The organism is Nonomuraea sp. C10 (assembly GCF_008017515.1).
Taxonomy (GTDB): domain Bacteria; phylum Actinomycetota; class Actinomycetes; order Streptosporangiales; family Streptosporangiaceae; genus Nonomuraea; species Nonomuraea ferruginea.
In genome coordinates this window covers 1,225,001-1,242,737 of record NZ_VPFF01000001.1, presented here as the reverse complement: position 1 = coordinate 1,242,737, position 17,737 = coordinate 1,225,001, and the positions used below count along the sequence as shown (strand labels likewise).

Here is a 17,737-nt window from a genome sequence, read left to right as displayed (position 1 = left end):
GTACGACCGAGCCCTCCACACGGGACCGGCCACAAAACCGGCCCTTCCACGGAAGGAGTCGTACAACGGGACAAGGGGTGGATCGGCAGGCGATCCACCCCTTGTCTCAACCCCTCGCGACGGAGATTTACTCCGCGACGGGGACGATGCTCACGGCGCGGCGACCGCGCTTGGTGCCGAACTGGACGTGACCGGCGGTCAGCGCGAACAGGGTGTCGTCGCCGCCACGGCCGACGTTGTCACCCGGGTGGAAGTGGGTGCCGCGCTGGCGGACGATGATCTCGCCGGCGTTGACCAGCTGGCCGCCGAAGCGCTTGACGCCCAGGCGCTGAGCGTTGGAGTCGCGGCCGTTGCGGGTGGACGACGCGCCCTTCTTGTGTGCCATCTCTCAAACTCCCGATCAGGCCTGGTCGATACCGGTGATCTTCACCTGGGTGTACCGCTGACGGTGACCCTGGCGCTTCTTGTAACCGGTCTTGTTCTTGTACTTGAGAATGCGGATCTTCGGACCCTTGGTCTCACCGAGGATCTCGGCGTTGACCGTGAACCGGCCCGCCTCCGTGGTCACATCGCCGTCGTTGACGACGAGCACCGTCGGCAGCGAAACCGAAGAGCCGACCTCGCCGGCGACCTTGTCCACCTCGAGGACGTCACCGACGGAGACCTTCTGCTGCCTGCCGCCGCAACGAACGATCGCGTACACCGCGGAACCCTTCTACTGACTAGCTGTTGTCGATACACCGGCGCCCCGAGCGGGACGACCGCTGCCTCCGAATGCTGCGCCCGACCTCCGGCTCGTCCGAAACCGACGAACCGAGGGGCGCGCCAACAGGGCACGCCACCTAGCGCACCGATCCACTAGGGTACCGGATGATCCGTGCCCCTGGCGAACCGGACGATTCATCGGATCGCCCGCCAAGCGGTCACTCGGCGGACTTGGCTCGGCGGGAACGTCGCCGCCCCCTGCCGGAAGACTGGCCGCCGTGGTCGTCCTCATGCGGGACATCGTCAAGCGCACCGGTCACCGTATCACGGTTCCCCGTGTCCTTGGCCGCGGAGACCTTGTCGCCCATCTTGTCGGAGACCGCCTTCTCGACCGCCATCTTGCCCTGCGTGCCGCGCGGCTCCGGCTTGCTCTCGACCGGCTCCGTGGAGACGATCAGGCCACGCCCGTTGCAGCAGTCGCACGGCGTCGAGAACGCCTCCAGCAGGCCCTGACCGACCCGCTTACGGGTCATCTGGACCAGCCCCAGCGAGGTCACCTCGGCCACCTGGTGCTTGGTCCGGTCGCGGGCCAGGCACTCCAGCATGCGCCGCAGCACCAGGTCGCGGTTGGACTCCAGCACCATGTCGATGAAGTCGATGACGATGATGCCGCCGATGTCGCGCAGCCGGAGCTGGCGCACGATCTCCTCGGCCGCCTCCAGGTTGTTGCGGGTGACGGTCTCCTCGAGGTTGCCGCCCTGGCCGGTGAACTTGCCGGTGTTGACGTCGACGACGGTCATCGCCTCGGTCCGGTCGATCACCAGCGAGCCGCCGCTCGGCAGCCACACCTTGCGCTCCATCGCCTTGGCGAGCTGCTCGTCGATCCGGTACGACTCGAACACGTCGCCCTGGCCGCCGTCCCACTTCGTCAGTCGCTCGGCCAGGTGCGGCGCGACGTACTTGACGTACTCGTCGACCGTCTCCCAGGCGTCCTCGCCCTGCACGACCAGCGAGCTGAAGTCCTCGTTGAAGACGTCGCGCACCACCCGGATGGTCAGGTCGGGCTCGGCCGAGAGCAGTTCGGGCGGGCTGGCCGACTTGGCCTTCTTGCGGATGTTCTCCCACTGCGCCGACAGGCGGGCGACGTCGCGGGCCAGTTCCTCCTCCGAGGCGCCCTCCGCGGCCGTACGGACGATCACGCCGGCGTTCTCCGGCATGACCTTCTTCAGGATGCTCTTGAGCCGGGTGCGCTCCTTGTCGGGGAGCTTGCGGCTGATGCCGGTCATCGACCCGTCGGGCACGTACACCAGGTAGCGGCCGGGCAGGCTGATCTGCGAGGTCAGCCGGGCGCCCTTGTGGCCGATCGGGTCCTTGGTGACCTGCACCAGCACCGACTGGCCGGACTTCAGCGCCGACTCGATCCGCTTGGGCTGACCCTCCAGGCCGGCGGTGTCGAAGTTGACCTCGCCCGCGTACAGGACGGCGTTGCGCCCCTTGCCGACGTCGACGAACGCGGCCTCCATCGACGGCAGCACGTTCTGCACCTTGCCGAGGTAGACGTTGCCGACGTAGGACTGGCTGGCCTCGCGGTTGACGTAGTGCTCGACGAGGATGCCGTCCTCCAGCACCGCGATCTGCGTGCGGTCGCCCTGGCGGCGCACCACCATCATCCGGTCGACGGACTCGCGGCGGGCCAGGAACTCCGACTCGGTGATGATCGGCGGACGCCGGCGGCCCAGCTCGCGGCCCTCGCGCCGGCGCTGCTTCTTGGCTTCCAGGCGGGTCGAGCCGCGCACGCTCTGCACGCCGTCGGCGGAGGTGTCGTGGGCGGCCGCCCGGCCGGAGCGCGGGGCGCGGATGCGCACCACCGTGTTCGGCGGGTCGTCGGGCGTCGTGTCGGCCGTGTCGTCGTCAGCGCCGCGGCGGCGACGGCGACGGCGACGGCGCGAGCTGGAGCCGGACTCGTCCTGGGACTCCTCGGACGCCTCCTCCTGGCCCTCCTCGTCGGAGTCGTCGGAGTCGTCGCCCTCGTCGTTCTCGTCACGCTCGCGTGACTTGCCGCGCCCGCGCCCGCCGCGCCTGCGGCGACGGCGCCGGCCACCGGTCTCCTCCTGGTCGTCGGAGGTGTCGGCGTCGCCGTCGGTGTCGATGTCTGTGTCGTCCTCGGCGGTCGCCTCGGCGCTCTCGTCGTGCGCCTCCACCTCAGGCTCGGGCTCCGGCTCCACCGGCCGTACCGGCTGCGCCTGTGTGGGGTCGGGCGCCTGGAACAGCGGCGCGAAGATGGCCGCCGGGCGCCGGAAGGCGGAGCCACCGGCCTCGTCCCGCCTGCGGGCGGCCAGCCCGAACGGGTCGGCCAGCAGGTTGACCTTGATGTCGTCCTCATCAAGGTCCTCCCCGGCGGGCTCGTCGTCGAGCGGCTCGTCCTCGGGCAGGATCTCGAGAATCTCCTCCTGCTCATCGGCGGACCCGTCACGCTCTGCCGCGGCCTCCCCGGCCCCCGCGGCCACCTGCGCGGCCACACCCGGCTCGACGCGCGACTCAGCGGACTCGACCCCGGCACCACCCGCCCGGGCAGCGTCGTCACGGACCTCACCCGTACGAGCAGCGCCCGCACGGTCGGCACCGGTACGAGCAGCGCCCGCCGCAGCGGTGCCCGCACGGTCGGCACCCGCCGCAGTGGCACCCGTACGGTCAGCTCCCGCCGTAGCGGCACCCGCGCGGTCGGCACCCGCCGTAGCGGTGCCCGCGCGGTCAGCGCCCGTCGTAGCGGGCTCTCCCGCCTCGATCTCCGGCTCGGCCTTCTTACGGGACCGGCGCCGCTTCGCGGGCGCTTCCGGCTCGGCGGCCTCGCCCGGCGCACCGGCGCCGGAGACCGCGGCCCCGCTCAGCTCAGCCGCGCCAGGGGTCTCGGTGCCGGAGGCCGCGACCGCCTCGCCACGGGCCGCCTCAGCGCCGTTGGCGGGCACCTGGGCGTCGGGGGCGCCGACGACCGCGTCCGGGGTCTCGGGGACGCCGGACGCACCGGTCTCCGCCTCGTCGGCGGTCTTCTTGCGGCGCCGGGTCGTCGTGGCCGTCGACCGGGTCCGCGTGGTGCGCTTGGGCTTGGCCTCCTCGACGGCGGCGGCCGCCGCCTCCTCGGCCGGGCTCACCGGAGCCGGCGCGGCGACGACCTCGCCGGGCTCTCCGGCCGCGCGTTGCGCCGCCACACTGGGCAGCGGCCGCCCCTCGGTCACCGACGGCGCGGCCTGGGCGGCCGGGACGGTGACCGGGGCGGAGGGCTTCTCCTCAGGGATCTCCGGCGGGGGCCCCGCCGGCCTCTTGGCCGCGCCGCGGCGCCTGGTCACCTGGGACTGTTCTGTTGTCTCCCCGTCAGGGCCATTGGCCCCGGCGTTGGGCTCGTTCTCGTCGAGCATGCGGGCGCTCTCCCGTCAGCCCCCGGGCGCGTCGCCGCGCCGCGCAGGAGCATCGTGTCTCGTTGTCCGCCACACCCGGAGGCGTGGCGCCAAGTCCTGTCTGCCGGTCACACCCCATGGGGGCGCTCCCCTTAACCGGCGACGTGCTCACCCGCCGGTCCCGCCTCGCCGCCGCGCGTCGTATCGCGGTCCAGGTCGAGCGGGTCGGCAAGTGCACCGGTGCCGGCGTCGAGTGGCCCCTGCGCCAGCCTGGTCACCTCGGGGGGGACCGGCGGCGCGAAGTCGGCCACAAGGCGCAGCCCTGTGAGCACATCGTCGGGTCGAACGGCAGGAGTCATGTGCCGAACAACCATGCGCAGTATGACACACGACTGTCCGGGCACCTGAGCTGCTGTTCTCCCTGTTCCCTCCGGCACCGTGAGCCTCAGCACGGCCTCGCGCGCGTCGAAGCGCCGCGGCCCCTTCTTGGTGAGGCGCTCGACCTCCACGTGGCCGGCCGCGAGGAACTTCTGCACCGCCTCTTCGGCGTGCTCGCGGTCGGCGCCGGGCAGCCGCACCTCCCACTCGGAGACCTCCAGGCGGTCGGCCAGCGCGCCGGGGCCGGCCTCGACGACGTCGAGCACGTCAAGGCCCGGCGGCAGCGATCCGTCGAGGTCGGTCTTGACCTGCCGGGGATCGCACGGCGTGGTGACGCCGATCTCGAGGTATTCGGCTTCGCTGGCAACGCCGGTCGGCGCTGCTCCCGCGTAGGAGATCTTCGGATGTGGCGAGAAGCCCGCACTGTAGGCCACCGGAATACCGGCACGACGGACCGCACGCTCGACGGCCCGCGAGATGTCGCGGTGGCTGGTGAAGCGCAGGCGTCCGCGCTTGGCGTAGCGCACACGCAGGCGCTGCACCGTGGGCGCGGGCGGTGGCCCGTCGGGAACAGGTTTCAGTGCCTTGTCGTCCTTCCCTTGTAAGAGTTTCTTCTCTCAGGATAAGCCGCCCGGGCACCCGCGTGTACAGGATCATGTACGGCGAGACACCGGCCGCGCACCCGGCGCGTCGTCAGACGACCGTGAGCGGAAGGAGCTTGCGGCCCGTCGGACCGATCTGGATCTCGGTGCCCATGGTGGGGCAGACGCCGCAGTCGTAGCACGGGGTCCAGCGGCAGTCTTCGACCTCGCCGCCCGAGACGGCGTCCTGCCAGTCCTGCCAGAGCCACTCGCGGTCGAGCCCGGCGTCGAGGTGGTCCCAGGGCAGGACCTCGTTCTCCTCGCGCTCGCGCGTGGTGTACCAGTCGACGTCGACGCCGGCCCGCTCGGCGGCGGCCATCCATCGTTCGTAGGAGAAGTGCTCGCTCCAGCCGTCGAAGCGGCCGCCGTCTTCCCAGACCGCGCGGATGACGGCGCCGACCCGGCGGTCACCGCGCGACAGCAGGCCCTCCACGATGGACGGCTTGCCGTCGTGGTAGCGGTAGCCGATGGCCCGGCCGTACTCCTTGTCGCGGCGCAGCGAGTCGCGCAGCGCCTTGAGCCGCCGGTCGACGGTCTCGTGGTCGGCCTGGCCCGCCCACTGGAACGGGGTGTGCGGCTTGGGCACGAAGCCGCCGATGGAGACGGTGCAGCGGATGTCGCGCGACCCGGTGGCCTCGCGGCCCGCCTTGATGACCTTCTTGGCCAGGTCGGCGATGCCGAGCACGTCCTCGTCGGTCTCGGTGGGCAGCCCGCACATGAAGTAGAGCTTCACCTGCCGCCAGCCCTGGGAGTAGGCGGCGGTGACGGTGCGGATGAGGTCTTCCTCGGTGACCATCTTGTTGATCACCTTGCGCATGCGCTCGGAGCCGCCCTCGGGGGCGAAGGTGAGGCCGGAGCGCCGCCCGTTGCGGGAGAACTCGTTGGCCAGGTCGATGTTGAACGCGTCGACCCGGGTCGAGGGCAGCGACAGCGAGGTGTTGGTGCCTTCGTAGCGGTCGGCCAGGCCCTTGGCCAGGTCGCCGATCTCGCTGTGGTCGGCGGACGACAGCGACAGCAGCCCGACCTCGTTGAAGCCGGACTCCTCGATGCCCTGCTTCACCATGGCGCCGACCGTGGTGATCGACCGCTCCCGCACCGGACGGGTGATCATGCCGGCCTGGCAGAACCGGCAGCCGCGGGTGCAGCCGCGGAAGATCTCCACGCTGAAGCGTTCGTGCACGGTCTCGGCCAGCGGCACCAGCGGCTTCTTCGGGTAGGGCCACTCGTCGAGGTCCATGACGGTGTGCTTGTGGACCCGCCACGGCACGTCGGGACGGTTGGGCGCGACCCGCTTGATGCGGCCGTCGGGGTGGTAGTCGACGTCGTAGAACTTGGGCACGTAGACGCCGCCGGACTCGGCCAGGCGCATGAGCAGCTCGTCGCGCCCGCCGGGCCTGCCCTCGTCCTTCCACTCGCGGATGACCTCGGTGATGGCGATCGCGATCTGCTCGCCGTCGCCGAGCACGGCCGCGTCGAGGAAGTCGGCGATCGGCTCGGGGTTGAAGGCGGCGTGGCCGCCCGCGAGCACGATCGGGTCGTCGTCGCCTCGCTCGGCGGCCACGAGCGGGATCCCGGCCAGGTCGAGCGCGGTCAGCATGTTGGTGTAGCCGAGCTCGGTCGAGAAGGAGACGCCGAACACGTCGAACGCGCGCACCGGCCGGTGGGCGTCGACCGTGAACTGCGGCACGCCCTCGGCCCGCATGAGCGCCTCGAGATCCGGCCAGACCGCGTAGGTGCGCTCGGCCAGGGTCGCGGGCAGCTCGTTGAGGATCTCGTACAGGATGGCCACGCCCTGGTTGGGCAGCCCCACCTCGTAGGCGTCGGGGTACATCAGCGCCCAGCGCACGTCGGCGGAGTCCCACTCCTTGACCGTCGAGTTGAGCTCACCCCCGACGTACTGGATCGGCTTCTGCACCTTGGGCAGCAGCGGTTCCAGGCGAGGGAAAATCGACTCCGCAGTCATACGACCCAGGGTAGCGGCGCCTGGCCGTTCAACCGAACGCACGCTGCCTCACGTGGATGGCCTGCAGCAACCCGACCCCGATGAGGTTGGCGAAGGTGGAGGTGCCGCCGTAGGAGACGAACGGCAGCGGCAGCCCGGTGATGGGCATGATGCCGATGGTCATGCCGACGTTCACGAACATCTGGAAGGTGAACCAGCACACGATCGTGCCCGCCATCAGCGTGCCGAACCGGTCCTTGCAGTGCCGCGCGATCCACAGCCCGCGCAGTAGCACCAGGCCGAGCAGCGCCACCAGGGTGACCGAGCCGAGGAAGCCGAACTCCTCGCCCGCCACGGTGAAGATGAAGTCGGTGTGCTGCTCCGGCACGAACCGGCCGGTGGTCTGGCCGCCCCCGAGCAGCCCCTTGCCGAACAACTGCCCGGAGCCGATCGCGATCAGCGACTGGGTGCTGTTGTAGCCGACGCCCCGCGGGTCGACGCTCGGATCGACGAACGCGGTGAACCGGGCCACCTGGTAGGGCTCCAGCACGTCGAAGAAGAAGACGCAGAAGATCCCGGCTGCGCCGATGAGCGTGAACAGGGCGATCAGCCGCTTGCGCACCCCGGAGATGATCATGGCGGAGGCCGTGACGGCGGCCAGCACGAGCGCGGTGCCGAGGTCGGGCTGGAGCATCACCAGCACCAGCGTGATCCCGGCGGCCACCAGCGCCAGCAGCACGTCCAGGCCGCGCGGCCGGTCGGTGCCCTCGACCGGCTGGGCCAGCAGCATGGACGTGATCAGCACCAGGCCCACCTTGGCGAACTCCGACGGCTGCACCGCGAATCCGCCGCCGAGCAGGATCCACGAGTGGGACCCGTTGATGGTCGCGCCCAGAGGAGTCAGCACGAGCCCCAGCCCGACGAGCGAGACCAGGTAGACCACCGGCGCGTACGCCCGCACCGCCCGGTAGTCGGTCATCGCGACCGCGAGGCACAGCACCACCCCGATCACCTGGTTCAACAGGTGCTTCCACAGCAGCCCGGTGGAGCCGGGCGCCCACGTCCGCGTGGACGACCAGACGAGCAGGGAGCCGAGGACCAGCAGCGCGGCCACGGCGACCAGCATCACCACGTCCAGCCGCCACACCGCCGACTCCGGCCCGAACACCCTGCGGGTGAACGGCCGCCGCCCCGCCGCCAGCGCGCCACCGGTCATCCTGGCACCACCGTCCCGTCAGGCCGGAACGTCGGCAGCTCCGACACCGGCTTGCCATCCCGCACCGCGGCCGGCCGCTTGATGCCGAAGATGCCCTCGTAGATCTCACGGGCGGCGGGAGCGGCGGTCTCCGCGCCGAACCCGCCCTGGGAGACCATGACGACCACGACGAACCGCGGGTTACGGGTCGGCGCGAACGAGGCGAACCAGGAGGTGTCCTGCTTGCCCCACACCTCCGCCGTGCCCGTCTTGCCGCCGATCGCCACCTGGTCCATGGGGAAACCGGCGAAGGCCCCGGCCGCGGTGCCGTCGGAGGGGACCTGGCTGAGCGCGTTCTTGATGTAGCGCCGTTCCTTCTCCGTCACCGGGAGCCTGCCGACGACAGGCACGGGAATGGTCTTGACCACCTTCCCGTCCGGCCGCACCATCGCCCAGCCGATCCGCGGGCTGCGCACCTTGCCGTCGGTGGCGAGCGCCGCGTACGCGCGAGCCAGCTGCAGCGGCGTCACCAGCACGTCCCCCTGACCGATGCTGAAGTTGGCCGAGTCGCCCGGCCGCAGGATGAACCCCTCGGCGCAGTTCTCGTGCGCCAGCCGCTTGAGGAACGCCGCCCGGGCGCCGTCCTTGACCTCGGGATAGCCGGTCTGCGCCCGCTTGCAGTTCTCGCCGCTGGTCAGCGCCCAGCTCTCCTTCTTCCAGCGGCGGTCGGGGATGCGCCCGTGCGACTCGCCCGGCAGGTCGACACCGGTGGGCGTGCCGAACCCGAACTTCCTGGCGGTGTTGGCGAACACCTCGGCGACGTGCTTCTTCGGCGTCCGCCCGCCGTCCTTCAGGTACTGGTCGTACGCGGCCTTGTAGAAGATCGTGTCGCACGACTTCACCAGCGCCGTGTGAAGGGTGAGCGTGCCGAGCGGGATGCCGCGGAAGCCGTTGAAGGCACGGTCGCCGATCATGACGGAGCCGGGGCAGCTGTACTGGCCGTCGAGCGGGTATCCGGCCCGCAGCATCGAGGCCACGGACGACACCTTGAACGTCGAGCCGGGCGCGAACTGGCCGTTGATCGCCCGCGACGTCAGCGGCTTGCCGGACTTCTCCGACAGCAGGTGGCGGTAGGTGCGCGCGGAGATGCCGCCCGCCCACACGGACGGGTTGTAACCGGGCGCGCTGGACATCGCGAGCACCCGCGAGGTGCGCGCGTCGAGCACCACCGCCGCGCCCCCGTCGGCGGCCGGCGCGGACTTCATCGCCTTCTGCAGCGCCCGCTCGGTGACCGCCTGGATGCGCGCGTCGATGCTGGTCACCAGGTGGTGGCCGGCGACGGACGGCACCTCCTTCTCCACCCCGAGCGGCTTGCCCATCCGGTCGACCTGCACCCTGCGGATGCCGGCCTTGCCCCGCAGCTCCTCGTCGTAGAAGTACTCCAGGCCGTCACGCCCGGCCAGGTCGACGCCCGAGAAGGTGGCCTTCAGCCCGACCCGCTTCTCCAGCTCGGCCTCGGTCACCGGGGACAGGTAGCCGAACATCTGCGCCCCGGCCTCACCCAGGGGATACTCCCTGATGGCCTGGATCTCCGCCGACACCGCGGGGAACTTCTCCTGCTGCTCCAGGATCTGCAGCGCCTCGCGGGTGTCGACCTTCTCGTCGAGCGGCACGGGTTGGTACGGGGAGCCGGTCCAGCACGGCTTGGGCACGTCGGGACCGCAAGGCGTGATCCGCCTCTGCAACTGCGAGACGGGCCGGCTGAGCACCTCCGACAGCTTGCCCAGCACCTTGACCCCGCTGTCGCGCATCCGCACCAGCCTGTTGCGGTCGACCGAGACGACCAGCCGGGACTTGTTGCGCACCAGCGGGCGGCCCGAGGAGTCGAGGATCTGTCCGCGCACCGCGGGCACGATGACGGTCCTGGTGCGGGTCTCGGTCGCCCGGTTGACGAACTCGGGGCCGCGTACGACCTGCACCTGCCAGAGCCGCACGGCGAGCGCCGCCAGCAGCACCAGCACGAGCACCTGCACCACGAGCAGCCGGGTCCGCATGCGGTTCACAGCATGTGCCTCTCCCGCGCGCCACGGGAAGCCAGCCAGACCACCACGGGGGCGACGATGAGCGTGCAGGCCACGGTCACCGGGACCTGCTGGGTGAGCGTCGAGACCGTGACCCGCGGGTCGGACAGCAGCCCGCTTACTGCCGCCGCCAGCAGCGGCGCGAGCAGCACGCACAGCACGACGGTGACGACCTTGTTGCCCACGCCCCGCCCGGCCAGATAGCCCACCAGCGCGAACACGAACGCGTACAGCCCCGCCACGTGCGCCGTCGGCGGCGCGAGATCGACGAGCAGCCCCGCCCCGAACCCGAGCACCGCCCCGGCGGCGGGCCCGCGCGCCAGGGCGGCCCCCACGACCGCCAGCAGCACCAGGTCGGGCGCTCCCCCGGCCGGCAGGCGCAGCCGGTTCACCAGGACGAACTGCACCAGCAGCGCCACCACCACGGCCACGACAGCCGTCATCGCGTCCCCTCCCTCCGCGGCAGCACCGCGTCTCTCGGGTCGCGCGCGGGCGGCTGCACCACCACGCCGACCACGTCCAGCGCGGTCATGTCCGCGTACGGGCGCGCGTACGCGGTCCTCGTCAGCTCGCCCGAAGCCGGCTCCACCCGCTCGACCACCCCGATCGGCACCCCGGGCACGTACGGCGCGCCCCGGTGGGAGCCGAAGCTGACCAGGCGCGAGCCCCGCAGCACGGGCGCCGTCGCGTCGAGAAGCTGGAAGCGCAGCAGCCGGCCGTGCTCCCCCACGCCGTGCACCACGCCGATCTCCCTGCCCTGCTCCAGGCGGGCGCCGGCCGCCGAGGCGGGATCGCTCAGCAGCACCACGCTCGACGTGCGCGGGCTCGCGTGCACGACCCGGCCGACCAGCCCGTCACCGTTGATCACGGTCATGTCGGCGCGGACGCCGTCGTCGGTGCCGGCGTCGAGCTCGACCGCCTCCTCGAACCCCGGCTGGCCGCGCCTGGCGATCACGTTGGCCGGCACCACCTTGTAGCCGCCGAGCGAGGCCAGCCCGAGCATCCGCTTCAGCTCCGCGGACCGCATGGTGTCGACCTTGCCGGCGGCCAGGTCGGCACGGAGCCGCGCGTTCTCGCGGCGGAGCCTGGCGATGCTCTCCTGGGCGGCGGGAGCCCCGGCGAGGGCCTCGACGAATCCGGTGACCGGCCCGAACACCGTCGCCCCCGCCTGCTCGGCCGTACCGAACACCCACGAGCCGGCCGCGCGCAGCGGCTCCAGCGGCGAGCTCTCCCCCGTCCTGTGGTCGACGGTCAGGATGACCAGCGCCGCCGCCAGAAGAGTTCCCAGGATCAGCCGTGCCTGGCGCGAGTCCCTCATCAGCGCCGCGACTCCGGAACCAGGACCTGCTGCAGCGCCTCGAAGTCCTCCACGCACCGGCCGGTGCCCAGCGCGACTGAGTCGAGGGCGTTCTCCACCAGGTGTACGGGCATGCCCGTTTCCTGCCTGAGCCGTTCGTCCAGGCCCCTGAGCAGCGCGCCGCCGCCGGTCAGGGCCAGCCCCCGGTCCATCAGGTCGCCGGACAGCTCCGGCGGGCACAGGTCGAGAGTCGACCTGACCGCGTCGGCGATGGCGTTGACCGGCTCCTCGATGGCCTTGCGGATCTCCTCGGCCGACACGATGATCGTCTTCGGCATGCCGCTGACCAGGTCACGGCCGCGCACCTCGGCGTGCGCCTCCTCGCCGTCGGCCCAGGCCGAGCCGATCGTCATCTTGATCTCCTCGGCGGTGCGCTCGCCGAGCATGAGCGAGAACTCCTTCTTGACGTACGTGATCACCGCCTGGTCCAGTTCGTCGCCGCCGACTCTGATGGACTTGCTGGTGACCACGCCGCCCATGGAGATGATCGCCACCTCGGTGGTGCCGCCGCCGATGTCGACGACCATGTTGCCGGTGGGCTCGTGCACCGGCAGCCCGGCCCCGATCGCCGCCGCCATCGGCTCCTCGACGATGTAGACCTTGCGCGCCCCGGCCTGGTAGCCCGCCTCCTTGACGGCCCGCTGCTCGACGCCGGTGATGCCGCTGGGCACCGCGATGATGATGCGCGGTTTGGAGAGATGGCGGCGTTTATGCGCGCGTTGGAGGAAATATCGCAACATCCGCTCGGTGACCTCGAAGTCCGCGATCACCCCGTCCTTGAGCGGGCGGACCGCCACGATGTTGCCGGGCGTACGGCCGATCATGCGTTTGGCCTCGATGCCCACGGCGACGATCTTCTCCGTGGCGGTGTTGATGGCGACGACCGACGGCTCGCTGAGCACGATGCCGCGGCCGCGCACGTACACCAGCGTGTTGGCGGTGCCGAGGTCGACCGCCATGTCACGGCCGAGAAAGGCGAGCTTGCTACCCATGGGGAACGGAGCCTTCCCGTGACGTTCGCAAAGGACTAAGGACTCACGACCGAATCCAATGCCGCTATGACTACGGACTGAATTCGAATCGTAACGTGACGTACCCACCTGCCCGCACACTGAGCCCGTGCGCCCCACAAAAATCTCAAGTCCCTGCGCGCACCGCGATTTTGCCCGGATTGCGCGCTACCACCCGCGTCCTCGGGTAGGCCCCGTAAACGACGAATGCCCGCGAGGCTTCAGAACCTGCGGGCACTCGGCCGAGCCGTGGACCTCAGAACCGGTCGGGGAAGAAGATCTTGATCTCCCGCGCGGCCGATTCGGGCGAGTCGGAGCCGTGGACGACGTTCTCGCCGATCTCCAGGGCGTGGTCGCCGCGGATCGTGCCGGGAGGCGACTTCACCGGGTCGGTGAGCCCCGCCAGCGAACGGAACGCCTCGACGGCGCGGTGACCCTCGGCCACCAGCGCCACCAGCGGCCCGGAGGTGATGAACTCGACGAGCTCGCCGAAGAACGGCCTCTCGGAGTGCTCGGCGTAGTGGGCCTTGGCGGTCTCGACGTCGAGGGTCCGCAGGTCCATCGCCACGACCTTGAGGCCCTTGCGCTCCATGCGGGCGATCACGTCACCGATCAGGCCGCGCTTCACCCCATCGGGCTTGATCAGGACAAGAGTGCGCTCGGACACTTCGGGTTCTCCTTCGAACTGGGTCGCGGATGCGGGCTACGAGCACGGCCTGGCCCGGGATGCTCCGCCGCACAGGCCATCGCGAAGCTGCGGCACAGCTTACCGCCCCACGCCGGTCACCTCGTTTCCCGGCGGCTCAGGCCCCGCCCTCGGGCGACTGCGCGGGCGGCGGCACCGGCGGCATCTCGCCACCCCCGCCCGCCTGCCCGTCCTCCGCCGGCGTCGTACGGATCGTCGCGCCGGCCCCGCCGTCCGCCGCCGGCGGCCGGCGCGACATGACGGACACCAGGACGATCACGGCCACGGCCAGGAACCCCCCGACCAGCGCCCAGAGATGCAGGACACCGACGTAGCTGTCGACGAACTCCTGCCTCGAACTCTGGTCGAGCAGCGTCTTCTGCATCCCGGTGCCCAGAAGGTAGCCGGCCAGCACGCCGGGGAAGCAGAGCGCCAGGCCGAACATGGCCGCCCCCGATCCCACGTCGGCGAGCGCCGCCGTCAGCGCCACGGACGCGCCGACCGTGAGCAGCGTGAACGGCACGACCAGCACCAGCCCCTCCGCCGAGGGCACCAGCACGCGCACCGAGCACAGCCCGGCGACCATGGCGAGCAGGCCGAGCTGCGTGAGCCACTGGCTGGACGCGGCCGACACGCGCACCGCGACCGCCGCCACCACCCCCAGAACGCCCGCGACGCAGAACGGGACCCACAGCCCTTTCAGCCCCGGCCCGCCCATGCCGCCCATCTCCACATACGTCACCTGGGCGACGCTGGGCAGCAGCACGACGCCGACCGCCACCATGGTGTACGCGAGCGTACGGCTCTCCCGGGCGCCGATGGAGGCCAGGGCGAGCAGTCCCACCATGGCGAGCGCCGCCAGTGTGATCATCAGCCCGCCGTGCCAGTCCTGGCTCGCGGCGCCGATGGCCACGGCCGCCACCCCGGCGGCGGGCACGATCGCGAGCAGGACGCGGCTGCGATCCTCGGGCCGCGGGCCCGGCGTGGACGGCCGCCCGCGCAGCGACCAGAGCATGAGATACACGGCGGCGAGCGCCAGCGCGATGCCGCTGAGCAGCGGATAGGGCTGCAGCGTGATCCGCCACTCCGTCGCTCCGGCGAGCGGCCAGAGCGCGAGCGCCTGGGCACCGAGCAGGCTGAGCGCCAGCGTGCCGGCCCACAGGCCGCGCAACCACCGTGGCCGGTCCCACACGGCGACCAGCGTGGCGGGCACGAGCAGCCCGGCGCCGACACCGTGGGCGACCCGCAGCACGCCGACCACGAAGGCCGAGTCCGCGTAGCCGCCGGCCGCGTCGGCGACGGCCAGCAGCGCCAGCCCCGCGACGAGCAGGTGGGCGGCCTTGACCCGGCGCAACACCATGGCCGCGAGCGGCACGGCCAGCATCATCGCCGGCAGGGCGAGCCCGTGGGCGCGCATGAGCCCGACCCGGTCGATGCCGGCGGGCAGCAGCTCGGCGACGACGGACACGGTATTGGGAATGGCGACGATCGCCAGCGGCAGCGCGGCCACGATGAGCAGACCGAGCACGGCGTCGAGCACAGGCGCCGGACCTGCGTGCGGCTCGGCCTCTGGGGACCGATGAATCGGGGGGACGGCCATGACGCCCGACTTTAGCGGGAAGTCACGCCCTCGACACGGCGAGCGACGATAATCGCGGTGACCCATAGCGCGGCGAAGATCGTCCCGAGGAAGAACATCGCCGGCACGAGGAACCCCATGGCGATCGCCAGCACCTGCGCCACGCTGCCGAGAACGTAACCGATGGGCCGCTTGAGCAGCCCGGTGGCGATGACGCAGAACACGGCCAGGCCGATGCCGGTGGTCACCGCCAGCGCGGGCGTGATCCCGCCGATAGTGATCATCACCGGCGTGGCGAGGCCGACCACGATCGCCTCCATGCCGAGCACACTCGCGCCCAGCCGCCGCATGCCAGGAGTCACCTGGAAGCCGAGCAAGCCCATCACGCACCCTCCGCCTTCAGCAGGACCCGCGCGTCACCCACCGTGACCACCGACCCGGTGATCAGCACGCCGGTGCCGGCGAACTCGCCATCCGCGTCGGCGATGCCGATGGCCTGGTCGATGGCGTCGTCGAGACGCTCGGTGACGTGCACGCGCTCCTCGCCGAACACGGACTCCGCCAGCGCCCCGAGCTCTGCGGCCGGCATCGAGCGCGGCGACGAGTTACGGGTGACGACGACCTCGGCGACCATCGGCTCCAGCAGCTCCAGCAGCCCTTCGACGTCCTTATCGGCCATGACCGCCACGACGCCGACGACCTTGGGGAAGTCGAACGCCTCGTGCATCGCGTCGAGCGTCGCCTGCATGCCGCCCGGGTTGTGCGCGGCGTCCAGCACCACCGTGGGGTTGCGCCGCACCACCTCCAGCCTTCCCGGCGAGGACGCCTGCGCGAACGCCGCACGCACCAGCTCGACGTCGAGCGGGTCGTCGCCGCCGGTCAGCGCCTCGACCGCGGCCAGCGCGCAGGCGGCGTTGCTCGCCTGGTAGGCGCCGTAGAGCGGCAGGTAGACGTCGTCGTACACGCCCTTGAGCCCGCGGAAGGTGATCAGCTGCCCGCCGATGGCGACCTCACGGCCGAGCACCCCGAACTCCAGGCCCTCGCGCGCCACCACCGCACCCACGTCGGCGGCCCGCCGCATCAGCACCTCGGCCGCGGCAAGCTCCTGCTGCGCGAACACGGCGGTGGCGCCAGGCTTGATGATGCCGGCCTTCTCCTGGGAGATGCTCGGGATGTCGGGGCCGAGCCTGTCGGTGTGGTCGAGCGAGATCGGCGTCACGACCGCAACGGTGCCGTCGGCGACGTTCGTCGCGTCCCAGGAGCCGCCCATGCCCGTCTCGACCACGGCCACGTCGACCGGCGTGTCGGCGAACGCCGCGAACGCCATGGCGGTCAGCAGCTCGAAGAACTGGATGCGCCGCCCGCCCTGCGCGTCGGTCAGCTCTACGAAGGGCTCGATCTCCTCATAGACCTGGGCGAAGCGCTCCTCGCTGAGCGGCTCGCCGTCGACGGTGATCCGCTCGCGCATCGACGACAGGTGCGGGCTCGTGAAACGGCCCACCCGGAGGTTGCGCTCCCGCAGCAGGCTCTCGATCAACCTCGCCGTGCTGGTCTTGCCGTTCGTGCCGGCGATGTGTATGACCTGGTAGGCCCGCTGAGGCGAGCCGAGCAGGTCCAGAAGGGCCGCGATCCTGTCGAGCGTCGGCTCGAAATCCCACTCGACGCCCCGCTCCAAGATCGCGCGTTCAACCGCACGAAAGTCCACCCCTCAACCCTACTGACCACCGCGACCCCTTTACTCACAACCCCCCGACGGTCGATCGGACCGAAACGCTCGATCTCGCCTCATTCCGCCTCCTTGACAGGCTGTCATCGACAAACACAAAGGGCCTCGGCAAGCATGCCGAGGCCCTCAGAAAACAAGAAAAGCCCCGAATCCATAGCCCCAGGACTCACCACAAGAAAAGCCTCGTGGGCCGAAGCCTCGAAACCTCCATAAACAAAAAAAGCCCGAGGCCGTAGCCTCGGGGCTCACCACAAGAAAAGCCCCCGAGACCGAAGCCTCAGGGCTCACCCACGAAAAAGGCCCCGACAGAGCTGTCGGGGCCTTTCCCATATGAAAATTGTCCGGCGGTGACCTACTCTCCCACACCCTCCCGAGTGCAGTACCATCGGCGCAGAGAAGCTTAACTTCCGGGTTCGGAATGTAACCGGGTGTTTCCTTCCCGCCATAACCGCCGTAACCCTCCGAAACACACAAACCACAGGGTTTGCTGTCTCAGAATTGCCTAGTGGACGCGAGCAAAACTCAAAAAGAACGCTTTGTGGTCAAGTCCTCGGCCTATTAGTACCGGTCAGCTCCACACGTTACCGCGCTTCCACCTCCGGCCTATCAACCCGGTCGTCTACCGGGAGCCTTACCCCTTCACAGGGTGGGAGACCTCATCTCAAGGCAAGCTTCCCGCTTAGATGCTTTCAGCGGTTATCCCTCCCGAACGTAGCCAACCAGCCATGCACCTGGCGATACAACTGGCACACCAGAGGTTCGTCCGTCCCGGTCCTCTCGTACTAGGGACAGCCCCTTTCAAGTCTCCTGCGCGCGCAGCGGATAGGGACCGAACTGTCTCGCGACGTTCTAAACCCAGCTCGCGTACCGCTTTAATGGGCGAACAGCCCAACCCTTGGGACCTACTCCAGCCCCAGGATGCGACGAGCCGACATCGAGGTGCCAAACCATCCCGTCGATATGGACTCTTGGGGAAGATCAGCCTGTTATCCCCGGGGTACCTTTTAGCCGTTGAGCGACACCGCTTCCACACGCCGATGCCGGAT

Annotated in this window: 14 protein-coding genes and 2 rRNA genes (1 of these 16 only partly in view); all 16 read right to left on the bottom strand. The window is 70.4% G+C overall.

The features are described 5' to 3' along the window. Window positions 1–127: 127 nt before the first annotated feature. Complete coding sequence (gene rpmA, locus FR742_RS05835; protein WP_068925700.1) at window positions 128–385, bottom strand: 50S ribosomal protein L27; 258 nt, start codon at window positions 383–385, stop codon at window positions 128–130. Between the two features lie 15 nt (window positions 386–400). Continuing rightward, the gene (gene rplU, locus FR742_RS05830; RefSeq protein WP_148029977.1) at window positions 401–703 is read right to left on the bottom strand and encodes a 50S ribosomal protein L21; all 303 of its coding nucleotides are present in this window, start codon (window positions 701–703) and stop codon (window positions 401–403) included. Between the two features lie 220 nt (window positions 704–923). Further along, window positions 924–4,118: an Rne/Rng family ribonuclease gene (locus tag FR742_RS05825; RefSeq protein WP_261808374.1), complete on the bottom strand. Its 3,195-nt coding sequence runs from the start codon at window positions 4,116–4,118 to the stop codon at window positions 924–926. Window positions 4,119–4,249: 131 nt separating this feature from the next. After that, the gene (locus FR742_RS05820; protein WP_261808373.1) at window positions 4,250–5,002 is read right to left on the bottom strand and encodes a TIGR03936 family radical SAM-associated protein; all 753 of its coding nucleotides are present in this window, start codon (window positions 5,000–5,002) and stop codon (window positions 4,250–4,252) included. A 166-nt stretch (window positions 5,003–5,168) separates the two neighbouring features. After that, a complete protein-coding gene (locus tag FR742_RS05815) occupies window positions 5,169–7,079 on the bottom strand; it encodes a TIGR03960 family B12-binding radical SAM protein (RefSeq protein WP_148029975.1) in 1,911 nt (636 codons plus the stop codon). Window positions 7,080–7,107: 28 nt separating this feature from the next. After that, window positions 7,108–8,274, bottom strand: coding sequence for a rod shape-determining protein RodA (gene rodA / locus FR742_RS05810; protein ID WP_148029974.1), 1,167 nt, complete (start codon window positions 8,272–8,274; stop codon window positions 7,108–7,110). Beyond that, complete coding sequence (mrdA, locus tag FR742_RS05805; protein WP_261808841.1) at window positions 8,271–10,307, bottom strand: penicillin-binding protein 2; 2,037 nt, start codon at window positions 10,305–10,307, stop codon at window positions 8,271–8,273. Before mrdA ends, rodA begins: the two co-directional genes overlap by 4 nt. 5 nt (window positions 10,308–10,312) lie before the next feature. Then, on the bottom strand, window positions 10,313–10,777 hold the full coding sequence (gene mreD, locus FR742_RS05800; RefSeq protein WP_148029972.1) for a rod shape-determining protein MreD: 465 nt from the start codon (window positions 10,775–10,777) through the stop codon (window positions 10,313–10,315). Beyond that, window positions 10,774–11,652: a rod shape-determining protein MreC gene (gene mreC / locus FR742_RS05795; RefSeq protein WP_148029971.1), complete on the bottom strand. Its 879-nt coding sequence runs from the start codon at window positions 11,650–11,652 to the stop codon at window positions 10,774–10,776. Before mreC ends, mreD begins: the two co-directional genes overlap by 4 nt. Continuing rightward, window positions 11,652–12,683 carry a rod shape-determining protein gene (locus tag FR742_RS05790; RefSeq protein ID WP_148029970.1) on the bottom strand — a complete coding sequence of 344 codons (1,032 nt, stop codon included), beginning with the start codon at window positions 12,681–12,683 and terminating at the stop codon, window positions 11,652–11,654. Before FR742_RS05790 ends, mreC begins: the two co-directional genes overlap by 1 nt. A gap of 274 nt (window positions 12,684–12,957) precedes the next feature. Beyond that, window positions 12,958–13,368, bottom strand: a complete 411-nt coding sequence (ndk, locus tag FR742_RS05785) for a nucleoside-diphosphate kinase (RefSeq protein ID WP_148029969.1) — start codon at window positions 13,366–13,368, stop codon at window positions 12,958–12,960. Between the two features lie 136 nt (window positions 13,369–13,504). Further along, window positions 13,505–14,926: a hypothetical protein gene (locus FR742_RS05780; RefSeq protein ID WP_222708848.1), complete on the bottom strand. Its 1,422-nt coding sequence runs from the start codon at window positions 14,924–14,926 to the stop codon at window positions 13,505–13,507. A gap of 71 nt (window positions 14,927–14,997) precedes the next feature. Then, complete coding sequence (locus tag FR742_RS05775) at window positions 14,998–15,348, bottom strand: DUF4233 domain-containing protein (protein WP_219552603.1); 351 nt, start codon at window positions 15,346–15,348, stop codon at window positions 14,998–15,000. Further along, window positions 15,348–16,670 (bottom strand): folylpolyglutamate synthase/dihydrofolate synthase family protein, encoded by a 1,323-nt coding sequence (locus tag FR742_RS05770; protein ID WP_148029967.1) that lies wholly within the window; start codon window positions 16,668–16,670, stop codon window positions 15,348–15,350. Before FR742_RS05770 ends, FR742_RS05775 begins: the two co-directional genes overlap by 1 nt. Before the next feature lie 360 nt (window positions 16,671–17,030). After that, window positions 17,031–17,147, bottom strand: a 5S ribosomal RNA gene (gene rrf / locus FR742_RS05765). 82 nt (window positions 17,148–17,229) lie between these two features. Beyond that, window positions 17,230–17,737: ribosomal RNA gene (locus FR742_RS05760) — 23S ribosomal RNA — on the bottom strand; it runs 2,600 nt beyond the window's last position.